We start from the raw sequence: 14,073 nt of genomic DNA, 5'->3' as shown, positions 1-14,073 counted from the left end.
AACCAAGGTTCGCACCCACCAGATCAGTTTCGGTTCGCACCCACACCGGGTAGTGGCGGGCCGTACCCTGCAAACGTCCTTCCGCGGTCAGTCGACCAGGCGCAGGCGCAGTTCCTTCGGCAGCGCGAACACCATCGATTCCGGTTCGCCGTCCAGCTCGCCCACGCCGGTGGCGCCCAGCTCGGCCAGGCGCGCCAGCACGCCATCGACCAGCACCTGCGGCGCCGAGGCGCCGGCGGTCACGCCGATGTGCTGCTTGCCTGCCACCCATGCCGGGTCGATCTCGTGCGCACCATCGATCAGGTACGACTCCACGCCTTCGCGGCGGGCCAGCTCGCTCAGACGGTTGGAGTTGGAGCTGTTCGGCGAACCGACCACCAGCACCAGGTCGCAGCGCTTGGCCAGGTCGCGCACAGCATCCTGGCGGTTCTGCGTGGCGTAGCAGATGTCGTCGTTCTTCGGGCCCTGCATCGCCGGAAAACGCTCGCGCAGCGCATCGATGATGCCGCGCGTGTCATCCACCGACAGCGTGGTCTGGGTGGTGTAGGCGAAGTTTTCCGGCTGGTTGATCTGCAGCGTCGCGACCTGCTCGACATCCTCGACCAGGTAGATCTGCCCGGTCCCGGCTTCGCGGTTCCACTGGCCCATGGTGCCCTCCACTTCCGGGTGACCGGCGTGGCCGATCAGCACCACGTCACGGCCGGCACGGCAGTGGCGCGCGACCTCGAAGTGGACCTTGGTCACCAGCGGGCAGGTGGCGTCGAACACCTTCAGGCCACGGCGCTCGGCTTCCTGACGCACGGCCTGGGACACGCCATGCGCGCTGAAGATCACGGTGTTGTTGTCCGGAACCTCGTCGAGTTCCTCGACGAAGATCGCGCCGCGCTGCTTCAGGTCGTCGACCACGAAGCGGTTGTGCACCACTTCATGGCGGACATAGATGGGCGCGCCCAGCGTTTCGATCGCGCGCTTGACGATCTCGATCGCACGATCGACACCGGCACAGAAACCACGCGGGTTGGCGAGCAGCACATCCATCAGTTCAGTCTCCCGGCGGCAGCCGGCTTACGGTTTCGGGTTGGCATTATCCGCCTTTTTGGCGGACTTGCCGTCGAACAGGCCAAACAGCGCGATGCCGACGGCACCCACCACGATGGCCGAGTCGGCGATGTTGAACGAGGGCCAAGTGTAGCTGCCCACATACCACTGGATGAAGTCGACCACGTGGCCGTGCACCTGGCGGTCGATCACGTTGCCGATGGCGCCACCGATGATCAGCGCATACGGCACCGCGGCCTTCCAGTTGCCGCGGGCGGTGCCGCGCAGCCACCACGCCATCAGCCCGCTGATGGCGATCGCCAGCGCGGTGAAGAAGTACTTCTGCCAGCCACCGGCGTCGCTCAGGAAACTGAATGCCGCGCCGGTGTTGTAGGTGCGGTACCAGTTCCAGAAGCCGTCGATGACCACCACCGGCTGGAACTCCGGCAGGCTGGACAGCACCCAGGCCTTGGACCACTGGTCCAGGCCGATGATGGCCACCGACAGCAGCAGCCAGACCAGGGCGTTCGGATGCGGACGGGGCGCGGCCATCAGAACCAGCTCCGCACTTCGCCGGCGCCGGTCACGTTGCTCACGCAACGGCCGCACAGCTCGGGATGGTCGGCGTTGCTGCCGACGTCGGCGCGGTGGTGCCAGCAGCGCACGCACTTGGCCTTGGTGGTCGGCTGGGCGCTGACGAACACCTCGTCGGTGGTCGCCGGGCGCACCTGCACGTCGCCACTGATGAACAGGAAACGCAGTTCATCGGCCAGCGGCTGCCAGCGCGCGGCCTGTTCTTCGCTGGCGGCGATGGTGATCTCCGCTTCCAGCGCCGCACCGATCGCACCGTTGGCGCGCATCGGCTCGAGCACCTTGGCCACCTGCTCGCGCACGGCCAGCAGCTGGTCGAAGTCGGCGGCATTGAGCTGGGCATCGGCCGGCAACGGCGCCAGGCCGTCATACCAGGTGGTGAACAGCACGTGGCCGGCGCGTTCGCCCGGCAGGTAGCCCCACAGCTCGTCGGCGGTGAAGGTCAGGATCGGCGCCACCCAGCGGGTGAACGCTTCGGCGATGTGGTACATCGCGCTCTGGGCCGAACGGCGACCGTGCGAATCGGTCGGCATCGTGTACAGGCGGTCCTTGGTCACGTCCAGGTACAGCGAGCCCAGGTCCACGCTGCAGAAGTTCAGCAGCAGCTGCACGATCTCGGCCATGTTGTAGCCGTCGTAGGCTGCCTTGATCTTCTCCTGCAGCTCCCACGCGCGATGCACGATCCAGCGGTCCAGCGCGACCATCTGCTCGAGCGGCTGCAGGTGCAGCGCCGGGTCGAAACCGTCCAGGTTGCCGAGCAGGAAGCGCGCGGTGTTGCGCAGGCGGCGGTAGGCGTCGGCGTTGCGCTTGAGGATCTCCTGCGACAGCGACATCTCGTTGCTGTAGTCGGCCGAGGCGATCCACAGGCGCAGGATGTCCGCGCCCAGCTTGTTCATGATGTCCTGCGGCTCGATACCATTGCCCAGCGACTTGGACATCTTGCGGCCGTGCTCGTCCACGGTGAAGCCGTGGGTCAGGCACTGCTTGTACGGGGCGCGCTTGTCGATCGCCACGCCGGTCAGCAGCGAGGACTGGAACCAGCCGCGGTGCTGGTCGGACCCTTCCAGGTACAGGTCGGCCGGCTTGCCGAAGCCACGCGCGGCGAGAACGCCTTCATGGGTCACGCCCGAATCGAACCAGACGTCGAGGATGTCGGTGACCTTCTCGTAGTCGGCCGCGTCGGCACCGAGCAGTTCGGCGGCGTCCAGCGAATACCACACGTCGATGCCCTCGGCTTCGACGCGGTCGGCGACCTGCTGCATCAGCTCCACCGAACGCGGATGGATCTCGCCGGTCTGGCGGTGGGTGAACAGTGCGATCGGCACGCCCCAGGTGCGCTGGCGCGAGATGGTCCAGTCCGGACGACCGTCGACCATGCTCTGGATGCGCGCCTTGCCCCAGGTCGGGAACCAGCCGACGGTGTCGATGGCGGCCAGCGCATCGTTGCGCAGGTTGGCCTTGTCCATCGAGATGAACCACTGCGGGGTGGCGCGGAACACCACCGGCGTCTTGTGGCGCCAGCAGTGCGGGTAGCTGTGGCGGATCGGATGGAACGCCAGCAGCGAACCGTTGTCGCGCAGCACGCCGACGATGGCCTCCTGTGCCTTCCACAGGTGCTGGCCAGCCAGCACCACGTCACCGGCCGGCGGGGTCGATTCCAGGTACACGCCGCGGCCGTCGATCGGAGTGACCTGGCCAGCGTTGTACTTGTCCAGCAGGCCGTACTTCTGGCTGACCACGAAGTCTTCCTGGCCGTGGCCGGGGGCGGTGTGCACCGCACCGGTACCGTCCTCGTCGGAGACATGGTCGCCATTGAGCACCAGGATCTCGCGCTCCGGGTAGAACGGATGCGCCAGCAGCTGGTTTTCCAGCGCAGCGCCGGTGGTTTCACCGTGCAGCACCACTTCGTCCACGCCATAGCGCTGCAGCGCGCGCTCGGCCAGGGCCGCGGCCAGCACCAGCCAGCGGCGCTTGCCTTTGTGGGCCGGGCCTTCGGCCAGCACGTAGTTGATCTCCGCGCCCAGCGACACCGCCAGCGAGGCCGGCAGCGTCCACGGGGTGGTGGTCCAGATCGGTACGGCCACTTCGACGTCGGCCGGCACGCTCACACCGAACGCCTGGCCGATGGCCTGCGCATCGCGTGCAGCGTAGGCCACGTCGATCGCCGGCGATTCCTTTTCCTGGTACTCGATCTCGGCCTCGGCCAGCGCCGAGCCACAGTCGAAGCACCAGTACACCGGCTTGGCGCCGCGGACCAGGTGGCCGTTGGCCACGACCTTGGCCAGCGCGCGGATCTCGTTGGCTTCGAAATCGAAGCTCAGGGTCTTGTACGGGTTGTCCCAGTCACCGGTCACGCCCAGGCGCTTGAAGTCCACGCGCTGGATGTTGATCTGCTCTTCGGCGAACTCGCGGCACTTCTGGCGGAATTCGACGGCGTCAAGCTTGGTGCCGACCTTGCCCCACTTCTTCTCGACCGCGATCTCGATCGGCAGGCCATGGCAGTCCCAGCCCGGCACGTAGGGCGCATCGAAGCCGGCCAGGTAGCGCGACTTGACGATGATGTCCTTCAGGATCTTGTTGACCGCGTGGCCCAGGTGGATGCGGCCGTTGGCGTATGGCGGGCCGTCATGCAGCACGAACAGCGGGCGGCCGGCGGCGTTGTCGCGCAGCTGCTGGTAGAGCCCCTGCTCTTCCCACCGCGCCAGAATGCCCGGCTCGCGCTTGGGCAGGTCGCCGCGCATCGGGAATTCGGTGGCTGGCAGGTTCAGGGTGGTCTTGTAGTCCTGGCTCACGCAGTGGCTCGCAATCTATGTTCGGAAAGGATGGCGCGCGCCTGTTCGGCGTCGCGGTGCATCTGGTCGGTCAGCGCCGCCAGATCATTGAATTTCTCTTCGTCGCGCAGCTTGGCGACGAACTCCACGTCGATGTGGCGGCCGTACAGGTCGCCCTGGAAATCGAACAGGTGGGCTTCCAGCAGCGGCTCCACGCCCTCCACCGTCGGCCGCGTACCGAAGCTGGACACCGAAGGCCAGGGCTGGTCGAACACGCCGTGCACCCAGGTCGCGTAGATGCCCGACAGTGCCGGGGTCTTCGGGAAGCGCAGGTTGGCGGTGGGGAAGCCCAGCGTACGGCCGAGCTGGCGCCCGCGCACCACTCGCCCGCTGATCGCGTAGGGGCGGCCGAGCAGGTCGTTGGCGCGGGCGAAATCGCCCTCCTGCAGCAGCTGGCGGATGCGGGTGCTGGAGATGCGCTCGCCGTGCAGGTCCACCGCTTCGATCTCGCCCGCGGTGAAGCCGAGTTCGGCGCCCATCTCCTGCAGCAGTGCCAGATCACCGCGGCGGCGGTTGCCGAAGCAGAACTCCGGCCCGATCCACACTTCGCGGGCGCCCAGCCGGTGCACCAGCAACCGGCGCACGAAGGTCTCGGCCGGCATCGCCGCCATCGCCGCGTCGAAACGCAGCAGGCCGATCGCATCGACGCCGAGCTCGCGCAGGATCTCGACCTTGCTGCGCGCCAGGGTCAGCCGCGGCGGCGGCGTGCCCTGGGCGAAGAATTCACGCGGCAGCGGCTCAAATGCCACGGCCACTGCGGCCACGCCCAAGGCGCGCGCGCGGGCAACCGCGTGGCGGACCAGCGCACGATGGCCCAAGTGGAGGCCGTCGAATGCACCGATACAGACCACGCTTCCGTTGGGGAACAGCTCCCCGCCCTCGACGCTTCTGAACAGCCTGCTCATCAACTCTCGTTCCGGCCCGACCGGGGCCGCCGCTTCAATGGTGTAACCCTGAAGTATAGCCGCCACGGACCGCGATCAATGCCCGCGCAGGTCGCGCGGGCGGAAGCCCATCGCCAGCATGGCCACCACGTAGGTCGCGCCGCCGCCGCCGACCAGCAGCATCAGGCCACCGATACGGTGCCATTTGTCCATGCCGGTGAAGTCGGGGACCCAGTGCAGCAGGGCCAGCAGCACGCCGACCATGGCCACGCAGGCCACCCCCAGCCGCACCAGATAGCCGCCCCAGCCCGGCCGCCGCTGATAGACATCGGTCTTGCCCAGCCAATACCAGAGCAGGCCCAGGTTCAGGTAACTGGACAGCGCACTGGCGATGCCCAGCGCCAGGTGCAGGCCCGGCTGCTTGCCGATGGCCGCCATCACGCCCTGTGCCTTCAGCTCGTCCGGCACCATCACCTGGTACAGCACGGCCAGCAGGGCGAAGTTGAACACCATGTTGGCCACCAGCGCGGCAACACCGGCGCGCACCGGGGTCTTGGTGTCCTGGCGGGCGTAGAAGGCCGGCAACACCACCTTGAGCAGGGCGAACGCCGGCAGGCCGAAGCTAAGGCCATACACCGACAGCGCGGTCATGCGGGTATCGAACGCGGTGAACTGGCGGTACTGGAACAGGGTGGCGATCAGCGGCTCGGCCAGCAGCACCAGGCCCAGCATCGCCGGCACCGAGATCAGCAGGGTCATGCGCAGGCCCCAGTCCAGCGAGCGCGAGAAGCCCTCGCGGTCGGTGCTGACATGGTGGCGGGCCAGCGCCGGCAGGATCACCGTGCCCAGCGCCACGCCGAACACACCCAGCGGCAGCTCCAGGAAGCGATCGGCCAGCGACAGCCAGGACTGCGAGCCGTCGGTCAGCTTGGCCGCGATGAGGGTATCCAGCAGCAGGTTGATCTGCGCCACCGACGAACCGAACAGGGTCGGCACCATCAGCGTCAGCACCTTGCGCACGCCCGGATGGTTCCAGCCCCAGCGCGGCAGGGTCAGCAGGTTGATGCCCTTCAGCGAGGGCAGCTGGAACAGCAACTGCAGGAGGCCGGCCGCCAGCACCGCCCAGCCCAGCGCCAGGATCTGCTTCTCCGGGGTGCCGCCCAGCCGCGGCGCCAGCCACAGCGCACCGGCGATCATGCACAGGTTGAGGATGACCGGGGTCAGCGCCGGCATCGCGAAGCGCTGGAAGCTGTTCAGCGCACCGCCGGCCAGCGCGGTCAGCGACACGAACAGCAGGAACGGGAAGGTCAGGCGGAACAGGTCGACCAGCAGGGTCTGCTTGACCGGGTCGGTGTCAGCACCACTTGAGAATGCCACCGCCAGCTGCGGCGCGAAGATCAGCGCCAGGGCGGTGACCAGCATCAGCACCCCGCCCAGGGTGCCGGCGGTCCGGGACATCAGCTCACGCAGTTCGGCGTGGCTGCGGGTCTCCTTCACCTCGGTGAACACCGGCACGAAGGCGGTGGAGAAGGACCCCTCCGCGAACAACCGGCGCAGGAAATTGGGTATCCTGAAGGCAACCCAGAACGCATCGGTAACCGCATTGGTGCCGAACGTGGTAGTGATCACCTGATCCCGGACAAGTCCGAGAACCCGCGAGACCATGGTCATGCTGCTGAACGACAGCAGGCCCCGCAACATCTTCGGTGAACTCACTCAGCGTCCCTCTTGACAATCGACTTGACGTGCATTTCTCGAGCCATCATACTAGCTAGCTTGCTGTTCCCATAACACCGATTTTTTCAGGAAACCACCACCGTGGCCAATATCAAGTCCGCCAAGAAGCGCGCCAAGCAGACCGTCGTGCGCAACGCGCGCAACGTGGCTCAGCGCTCGATGCTGCGCACCGCTGTCAAGAAAGTAATCAAGGCGCTGGACGCCAACGATGCCGCCGGCGCCGAAGCCGCCTTCGCCGTTGCCCAGCCGATCCTGGATCGCTTCAGCGCGCGTGGCCTGATCCACAAGAACAAGGCTGCTCGCCACAAGAGCCGCCTGAACGACCGCATCAAGGCCCTCAAGGCCGCCTGATCCGGCGTTGCCGCCCTGCCCCTCGGGGTTGGGCAGCAGACAAAAGCCCGGCCCCGGCCGGGTTTTTTGTTGCCTGCGGTCCGGGCGATCCCACGGGACCCGCGCGACCGGTAGTGCCGGCCGCTGGTCTGCGGTTCACCGGGATTGCCGGCCAGCGGCCGGCACTACCAAATGAAAAACCCGGCCGAAGCCGGGTTTTCCGCATGGAACCACAACGGCATTCACTGCGCGTTGCGGGCTTCCAGCTCGTCTTCCTTCTGGCGATCGAAGAAGGCCATGATCCGGCTCATGATCGGGAAGGTACCTTCGCGGCCCAGCGCGGAAACCAGGAACCACGGCTCCTTCCAGCCCAGCTCGGCGACGATCTGCTCGGCCGCGGCCTGCGCCTCGTCTTCGAACATCAGGTCAGCCTTGTTCAGCACCAGCCAGCGCGGCTTGTTCAGCAGCTCCGGATCGTGCTTCTCCAGCTCGCGTTCAATCGCACGCACCTGCTCCACCGGCGAAATGCCCTCCACGCCGCCTTCCATCGGCGAGATGTCCACCAGGTGCAGCAGCAGGCGGGTGCGCTGCAGGTGGCGCAGGAACTGCGCACCCAGGCCGGCGCCGTCCGCAGCACCTTCGATCAGGCCCGGAATGTCGGCGATCACGAAGCTGCGGTGGTTCTCCACCTTCACCACACCCAGGTTCGGGTACAGCGTGGTGAACGGGTAATCGGCCACCTTCGGCGTTGCCGCCGAAACGGCACGGATCAGGGTGCTCTTGCCGGCGTTGGGGAAGCCCAGCAGGCCGACATCGGCCAGCAGCTTCAGCTCCAGCTTCAGCGTGCGCTCTTCGCCCGGCTCGCCCGGCAGCGCCTGGCGCGGCGAGCGGTTGGTCGAGCTCTTGAAGTGCATGTTGCCCAGGCCACCGCGACCGCCCTTGGCCACCAGCAGGCGGTCGCCGTGCTGGGTCAGGTCGCCGATGACTTCATCGGTGGCAACGTTGATGACCACGGTGCCGACCGGCACGGTGATGGTCAGATCTTCGCCGCCCTTGCCATAGGCCTGGCGGCCCATGCCGTTCTCGCCGCGCTGCGCCTTGAAGATACGCTCATGGCGGAAGTCGACCAGGGTGTTCAGGTTTTCGTCGGCGCGGATGTACACGCTGCCGCCCGCACCGCCGTCGCCGCCGTCCGGGCCGCCGAGCGGAATGAACTTCTCGCGACGGAAGCCAATGCAGCCGTTGCCGCCGTTGCCGGCGAACACTTCGATTTCTGCTTCGTCTACCAGTTTCATTGTTTCGATGCCTGCGATGGGCGCGACCTGTTGGCCGCCACCTTGAATGTCATGCCGGCCGCGGGCCGGCAACCCGGCCCAGCCGGTCTTGCTTCAACTCTAACGAAAAGCCCCGCCGAAGCGGGGCTCTCCATGCAGCGTGCTCTTCATCCAGCACGGCCATGCCGCGGCACGGGTGCCGGCGATGCCTGGATCAGGCGTCGGCCGAGACGATGCTGACGGTGCGACGCTTCTTGGCGCCCTTGACCGAGAACTCCACCTTGCCGTCCACGAGGGCGAACAGGGTGTGGTCACGGCCCAGGCCAACGCCGGTGCCCGGGTGGAACTGGGTGCCGCGCTGACGCACGATGATGTTGCCGGCTTCGATGGCCTGGCCGCCGAAGATCTTGACGCCCAGGTACTTCGGGTTGGAGTCGCGACCGTTGCGCGAGGAGCCTACGCCCTTTTTATGTGCCATGACTGCTTCTCCTGATGCTTAGCCGGCGATGCCGGTGATCTCGATTTCGGTGTAGTACTGACGGTGACCCTGACGCTTCATGTGGTGCTTGCGGCGACGGAACTTGATGATCCGGACCTTGTCAGCACGACCCTGGGACAGGACCTTGGCGGTGACGGCAGCGCCCTTCAGCGCATCGCCCAGCTTCACGCCGTCGCTGTCACCCAGCATCAGGATGTTGTCAAACTTGATCTCGCTGCCGACTTCGACTTCGAGCTTTTCAATGCGGAGCTTTTCGCCCTGCGCCACGCGGTATTGCTTACCGCCGGTGACCAGTACTGCGTACATGACCAGGCCTTCCTCTGTAGTTATTGTGGTCTGAGCTGCCGCCATCGAGGGCGGACAGGAGCGGAATTGTACGCAGATCAGCGGGCGCGGGTCAAGTCAACCCCCGAACGCCGCTGGGGACGGCTCCGGAACGGGGTCAGATCCCTTTTCACCCCGTGAAAAGGGATCTGACCCCTGCCTGACGGCCTGTCTCACCAGATGAGACATCGGGCTGGCATTGTCGCCCATTGCCCCCATCTGGTCACCTCGGTAGGCTGACCGATTGCCGTTCCCTGCTGGCCCGGCACCCAGCCAACGCCCCCACAACCGGATCCCCCATGGCGATGGATTTCATCCGCATCCGCGGCGCGCGGACGCACAACCTGAAGAACCTCGACCTCGACCTGCCCCGCGACAAGCTGATCGTGATCACCGGCCTGTCCGGCTCGGGCAAGTCCTCGCTGGCGTTCGACACCATCTATGCAGAAGGCCAGCGCCGCTATGTCGAGTCGCTGTCGGCCTATGCGCGCCAGTTCCTGAGCGTGATGGAAAAGCCGGACCTGGACCACATCGAGGGCCTGTCCCCGGCGATCTCGATCGAGCAGAAGTCGACCTCGCACAACCCGCGTTCGACGGTCGGCACGATCACCGAGATCTACGACTACCTGCGCCTGCTGTACGCCCGCGTCGGCACCCCGCGCTGCCCGGACCACGGCTATCCGCTGGAGGCGCAGACGGTCAGCCAGATGGTCGACCAGGTGCTGACCCTGGACCCGGAACAGCGCTACATGCTGCTGGCCCCGGTCATCCGCGACCGCAAGGGCGAGCATGCCCAGGTGTTCGACCAACTGCGCGCGCAGGGTTTCGTGCGCGTGCGCGTGGACGGCGAGCTGCATGAAATCGATGCGGTGCCGCCGCTGGCGCTGCGCCAGAAGCACACCATCGAGGCGGTGATCGACCGCTTCCGCCCGCGCGAGGACATCAAGCAGCGCCTGGCCGAGAGCTTCGAGACCGCGCTGAAGCTGGGCGACGGCATGGCCTCGGTGCAGAGCCTGGACAGTGCCGACGCTTCGCCGACGCTGTTCTCCTCCAAGTACTCCTGTCCGGTCTGCGATTACTCGCTGCCGGAGCTGGAACCGCGCCTGTTCTCGTTCAACGCACCGATGGGCGCGTGCCCCGGCTGCGACGGCCTGGGCATGGCCGAATTCTTCGATCCTTCGCGCGTGGTGGTGCATCCCGAGCTGTCGCTGGCCGCCGGCGCGGTGCGCGGCTGGGACCGTCGCAACGCCTATTACTTCCAGCTGATCGCCTCGCTGGCCAAGCACTACCGGTTCGACGTCGACGCGGCGTGGAACTCGCTGCCGGCCAAGGTGCAGCAGGCCGTGCTGTACGGCAGCGGCGATGAGGCGATCACCTTCACCTACTTCACCGAAGCCGGTGGCCGCACCCAGCGCAAGCACCGCTTCGAGGGCATCATTCCCAACCTCGAGCGCCGCTACAAGGAAACCGAATCGCCGGCGGTGCGCGAAGAGCTGTCCAAGTACATCAGCGAACAGCCGTGCCCGGAATGCCATGGCGCGCGCCTGAACAAGGCGGCACGCAACGTGTTCGTGGCCGACCGCCCGCTGCCGGAGCTGGTGGTGCTGCCGATCGACGAGGCGCTGAAGTTCTTCAGCGAACTGAGCCTGCCGGGCTGGCGTGGCGAGATCGCCGCGAAGATCGTCAAGGAAATCGGTGAGCGCCTCGGCTTCCTGGTCGATGTGGGCCTGGATTACCTGACCCTGGAACGCAAGGCCGACACCCTGTCCGGTGGCGAGGCACAGCGCATCCGCCTGGCCAGCCAGATCGGCGCCGGCCTGGTCGGCGTGATGTACGTGCTCGACGAGCCGTCGATCGGCCTGCACCAGCGCGACAACGAGCGCCTGCTCGGCACCCTCACCCGCCTGCGCGACCTCGGCAACACGGTGATCGTGGTCGAGCATGACGAGGATGCGATCCGCCTGGCCGACTACGTGCTGGACATCGGCCCGGGCGCGGGCGTGCATGGCGGCGAGATCGTCGGCCAGGGCACCCTGCAGGACATCCTGGAGGCACCGCGCTCGCTGACCGGTCAGTACCTGTCGGGCAAGCGCGCGATCAAGATCCCCGCGCGCCGGCACAAGCCGAACCCGAAGATGACCCTGCACCTGCGCGGGGCCAGCGGCAACAACCTCAAGGGCGTGGACCTGGCGATTCCGTCGGGCCTGCTGACCTGCGTGACCGGTGTATCCGGCTCCGGCAAGTCCACCCTGATCAACGACACCCTGTTCTCGCTGGCCGCCAACGAGATCAACGGTTCCTCGCACCCGATCGCCCCGTACAAGGAGATCGATGGCCTGGACCTGTTCGACAAGGTGGTGGACATCGACCAGTCGCCGATCGGCCGCACCCCGCGTTCGAACCCGGCCACCTACACCGGCCTGTTCACTCCCCTGCGCGAACTGTTCGCACAGGTGCCCGAAGCGCGTGCGCGTGGCTATTCGCCGGGCCGTTTCAGCTTCAACGTGCGCGGTGGCCGCTGCGAAGCCTGCCAGGGCGACGGCCTGATCAAGGTGGAGATGCACTTCCTGCCGGACGTGTACGTGCCCTGCGACGTCTGCCATGGCAAGCGCTACAACCGCGAGACGCTGGAGATCCTGTACAAGGGCTTCAACATCAACGACGTGCTGGAAATGACCGTCGAGGATGCACTGAAGCTGTTCGAACCGGTGCCGTCGATCGCACGCAAGCTGGAAACCCTGGTCGACGTCGGCCTGAGCTACATCAAACTGGGCCAGAGCGCGACCACGCTGTCCGGTGGTGAAGCACAGCGCGTGAAGCTGTCCAAGGAACTGTCGCGCCGCGATACCGGCCGCACCCTGTACATCCTCGACGAACCGACCACCGGCCTGCACTTCCACGACATCGAAGCGCTGCTGGGCGTGCTGCACAAGCTGCGCGACGAAGGCAACACGGTGGTGGTGATCGAGCACAACCTGGACGTGATCAAGACCGCCGACTGGATCGTCGACCTGGGCCCGGAAGGCGGCCACCGCGGTGGCACCATCCTGGTCACCGGCACGCCGGAAGACGTGGCGGCCTGTCCGCAGTCGTATACCGGCCAGTTCCTGGCGCGCATGCTGCCGTCCACCAGCGCGCGCCCGGAACAGCCGGCTGCCGTGGCCAACAAGCCCGACGCCCGCCCGCCACGCAAGGTGAAGCCTGAGAAGCCGGCCAAGGTTGCCAAGAAGGCCGCGGCCGCCAAGAGCACCGGCAAGGCCAGCAAGAGCACATCGAAGAAGAAGGACGCCTGATGAGCAGCGAACACAAGATCCTGGCCCGCATCCCGATCAGCGTGCGCTGGCGTGACATGGACAGCATGCGCCACGTCAACAACGCCAAGTACATTTCCTACCTGGAAGAAGCGCGCGTGCGCTGGATGCTGGGCGTGGACGGCGTATCGATGACCGACCGCATCGCACCGGTGGTGGCCGCGACCAACGTCAATTACCGGCTGCCGATCGTGTGGCCCAACGACATACTGGTCGAGCTGTTCGTCGAGCGCCTGGGCAACAGCAGCGTGACCATTGGCCACCGCATCGTCGACCAGCACGACGCGTCGAAGCTGTACTCGGACGGCAACGTGGTGGTGGTGTGGATGGATACGCAGACCGGCAAGAGCGCGCCGCTGCCGGAGGCGATCCGCAGCGCCTCCACTTGACGCGCCCTGGTAGGTGCCGACCTTGGTCGGCACGCTTTGGCTGCAATGAGGTTGCCGGCCAGCGGCCGGCACTACCGATCCCATTCAATGGACTGACATGATCCACCAGACTGAACTGCGCGACCTGCTGCCCGGCATGGTCCCCTTCCCCACCGACGTCTTTCCCGCCGACCAGGCCTGGCTCGGCCAGCACCTGCTGCCGCTGCTGAAGATCGACCTGGGCGTGCTGCGGCCGGAACTGGCCGGCCAGGTGGCGACGATGCTGTGCCCGATCGAGCCGTACGACGGCTGCATCGGCGAGACCACCGAAGAACACCACAACGATTTCACCGGCACCAACTGGATCGCCTTCGAACTGACCGCCGGCAACCAGATGCGCTTCCTCGGCAATGAGGGCTATTTCATCGGCGAGGCGGTGCAGGACAAGGATGCGCAGGAGCACATCGCGCAGATGCGCGACAGCTACGCCAAGGCCCGCGATTACCATGCCGCGCACGGTCGTCTCGCCTGCTACTCGCGCTACGGCAAGGGTGAGGCCAGCGAACGCGACTACCTGGATACGCTGGGCGGACCGATAGGCTTCGGCAACTGGACCGAGACCGCGGAGATTCCCGCGGCCTTCGAACTGGGCTTCACCGACGCTGCCGATGACCCAAACGCTGCGGACGATGCCGAAACGGTGATCATCACCCGCAACGGCAACAAGTTCTTCGCCGTGGCCGGCGTAGCCGGCTACAACTGGTGCGCCACAGGCGCCGATGCGATCGTGATGCTGTACGAGCCGGAAAGCCGCACCGTGCTGTTCTCGTACGACTGGTCGTAAGGCCCTGCGGTAGTGCCGGGCGCTGGCCGGCATTTCCTGTGC

At 66.4% G+C, this 14,073-nt stretch carries 12 protein-coding genes; 4 read left to right on the top strand and 8 right to left on the bottom strand.

Annotation, left to right across the window (positions count from 1 at the left end):
- Positions 1 to 87: 87 nt before the first annotated feature.
- The 5 genes from ispH to murJ all read right to left on the bottom strand — a co-directional run bounded on the left by ispH (position 88) and on the right by murJ (position 7,045).
- The gene (gene ispH / locus VG566_RS04640; RefSeq protein ID WP_005408565.1) at positions 88 to 1,038 is read right to left on the bottom strand and encodes a 4-hydroxy-3-methylbut-2-enyl diphosphate reductase; all 951 of its coding nucleotides are present in this window, start codon (positions 1,036 to 1,038) and stop codon (positions 88 to 90) included.
- 27 nt (positions 1,039 to 1,065) lie between these two features.
- Positions 1,066 to 1,590, bottom strand: a complete 525-nt coding sequence (lspA, locus tag VG566_RS04635) for a signal peptidase II (protein ID WP_032956391.1) — start codon at positions 1,588 to 1,590, stop codon at positions 1,066 to 1,068.
- A complete protein-coding gene (gene ileS, locus VG566_RS04630) occupies positions 1,590 to 4,421 on the bottom strand; it encodes an isoleucine--tRNA ligase (protein ID WP_164109860.1) in 2,832 nt (943 codons plus the stop codon). The genes lspA and ileS overlap by 1 nt, the downstream gene beginning before the upstream one ends.
- On the bottom strand, positions 4,418 to 5,365 hold the full coding sequence (locus VG566_RS04625; RefSeq protein WP_014646375.1) for a bifunctional riboflavin kinase/FAD synthetase: 948 nt from the start codon (positions 5,363 to 5,365) through the stop codon (positions 4,418 to 4,420). The genes ileS and VG566_RS04625 overlap by 4 nt, the downstream gene beginning before the upstream one ends.
- Positions 5,366 to 5,440: 75 nt before the next feature.
- Positions 5,441 to 7,045, bottom strand: a complete 1,605-nt coding sequence (murJ, locus tag VG566_RS04620) for a murein biosynthesis integral membrane protein MurJ (RefSeq protein WP_241884182.1) — start codon at positions 7,043 to 7,045, stop codon at positions 5,441 to 5,443.
- A 117-nt stretch (positions 7,046 to 7,162) separates the two neighbouring features.
- Between murJ and rpsT the strand changes: the two genes are divergently transcribed.
- Positions 7,163 to 7,432: a 30S ribosomal protein S20 gene (gene rpsT, locus VG566_RS04615; protein WP_005408560.1), complete on the top strand. Its 270-nt coding sequence runs from the start codon at positions 7,163 to 7,165 to the stop codon at positions 7,430 to 7,432.
- 221 nt (positions 7,433 to 7,653) lie between these two features.
- On the opposite strand, the gene cgtA is transcribed toward rpsT, so the two are convergent.
- The 3 genes from cgtA to rplU form a co-directional block, all read right to left on the bottom strand.
- The gene (cgtA, locus tag VG566_RS04610; protein ID WP_014646373.1) at positions 7,654 to 8,706 is read right to left on the bottom strand and encodes an Obg family GTPase CgtA; all 1,053 of its coding nucleotides are present in this window, start codon (positions 8,704 to 8,706) and stop codon (positions 7,654 to 7,656) included.
- A gap of 193 nt (positions 8,707 to 8,899) precedes the next feature.
- Positions 8,900 to 9,163: a 50S ribosomal protein L27 gene (rpmA, locus tag VG566_RS04605; RefSeq protein WP_005408558.1), complete on the bottom strand. Its 264-nt coding sequence runs from the start codon at positions 9,161 to 9,163 to the stop codon at positions 8,900 to 8,902.
- 18 nt (positions 9,164 to 9,181) lie between these two features.
- Complete coding sequence (rplU, locus tag VG566_RS04600; RefSeq protein ID WP_005408557.1) at positions 9,182 to 9,490, bottom strand: 50S ribosomal protein L21; 309 nt, start codon at positions 9,488 to 9,490, stop codon at positions 9,182 to 9,184.
- A 317-nt stretch (positions 9,491 to 9,807) separates the two neighbouring features.
- Between rplU and uvrA the strand changes: the two genes are divergently transcribed.
- From uvrA to VG566_RS04585, 3 genes are all read left to right on the top strand, one after another.
- Positions 9,808 to 12,801, top strand: coding sequence for an excinuclease ABC subunit UvrA (uvrA, locus tag VG566_RS04595; protein ID WP_241884127.1), 2,994 nt, complete (start codon positions 9,808 to 9,810; stop codon positions 12,799 to 12,801).
- Complete coding sequence (locus tag VG566_RS04590; protein ID WP_197562173.1) at positions 12,801 to 13,208, top strand: acyl-CoA thioesterase; 408 nt, start codon at positions 12,801 to 12,803, stop codon at positions 13,206 to 13,208. Before uvrA ends, VG566_RS04590 begins: the two co-directional genes overlap by 1 nt.
- A 97-nt stretch (positions 13,209 to 13,305) precedes the next feature.
- A complete protein-coding gene (locus VG566_RS04585; protein ID WP_049419389.1) occupies positions 13,306 to 14,031 on the top strand; it encodes a hypothetical protein in 726 nt (241 codons plus the stop codon).
- Positions 14,032 to 14,073 lie beyond the last annotated feature (42 nt).

The sequence above is a fragment of the Stenotrophomonas sp. CASM114 genome (genome assembly GCF_049384325.1).
GTDB lineage: Bacteria > Pseudomonadota > Gammaproteobacteria > Xanthomonadales > Xanthomonadaceae > Stenotrophomonas > Stenotrophomonas muris.
Note: the sequence above shows the minus strand (reverse complement) of the source record. Positions and strands in the feature narration are given on the sequence as shown.

What these genes read in the sequence shown, in the direction of transcription:
- VG566_RS04585 (WP_049419389.1), top strand. Translation starts at nt 13,306, where the DNA reads ATGATCCACCAGACTGAACTGCGCGACCTGCTGCCCGGCATGGTCCCC.
- VG566_RS04590 (WP_197562173.1), top strand. Translation starts at nt 12,801, where the DNA reads ATGAGCAGCGAACACAAGATCCTGGCCCGCATCCCGATCAGCGTGCGC.
- murJ (WP_241884182.1), bottom strand. Translation starts at nt 7,045, where the DNA reads ATGTTGCGGGGCCTGCTGTCGTTCAGCAGCATGACCATGGTCTCGCGG.
- uvrA (WP_241884127.1), top strand. Translation starts at nt 9,808, where the DNA reads ATGGCGATGGATTTCATCCGCATCCGCGGCGCGCGGACGCACAACCTG.
- rplU (WP_005408557.1), bottom strand. Translation starts at nt 9,490, where the DNA reads ATGTACGCAGTACTGGTCACCGGCGGTAAGCAATACCGCGTGGCGCAG.
- cgtA (WP_014646373.1), bottom strand. Translation starts at nt 8,706, where the DNA reads ATGAAACTGGTAGACGAAGCAGAAATCGAAGTGTTCGCCGGCAACGGC.
- rpmA (WP_005408558.1), bottom strand. Translation starts at nt 9,163, where the DNA reads ATGGCACATAAAAAGGGCGTAGGCTCCTCGCGCAACGGTCGCGACTCC.
- lspA (WP_032956391.1), bottom strand. Translation starts at nt 1,590, where the DNA reads ATGGCCGCGCCCCGTCCGCATCCGAACGCCCTGGTCTGGCTGCTGCTG.
- ispH (WP_005408565.1), bottom strand. Translation starts at nt 1,038, where the DNA reads ATGGATGTGCTGCTCGCCAACCCGCGTGGTTTCTGTGCCGGTGTCGAT.
- VG566_RS04625 (WP_014646375.1), bottom strand. Translation starts at nt 5,365, where the DNA reads ATGAGCAGGCTGTTCAGAAGCGTCGAGGGCGGGGAGCTGTTCCCCAAC.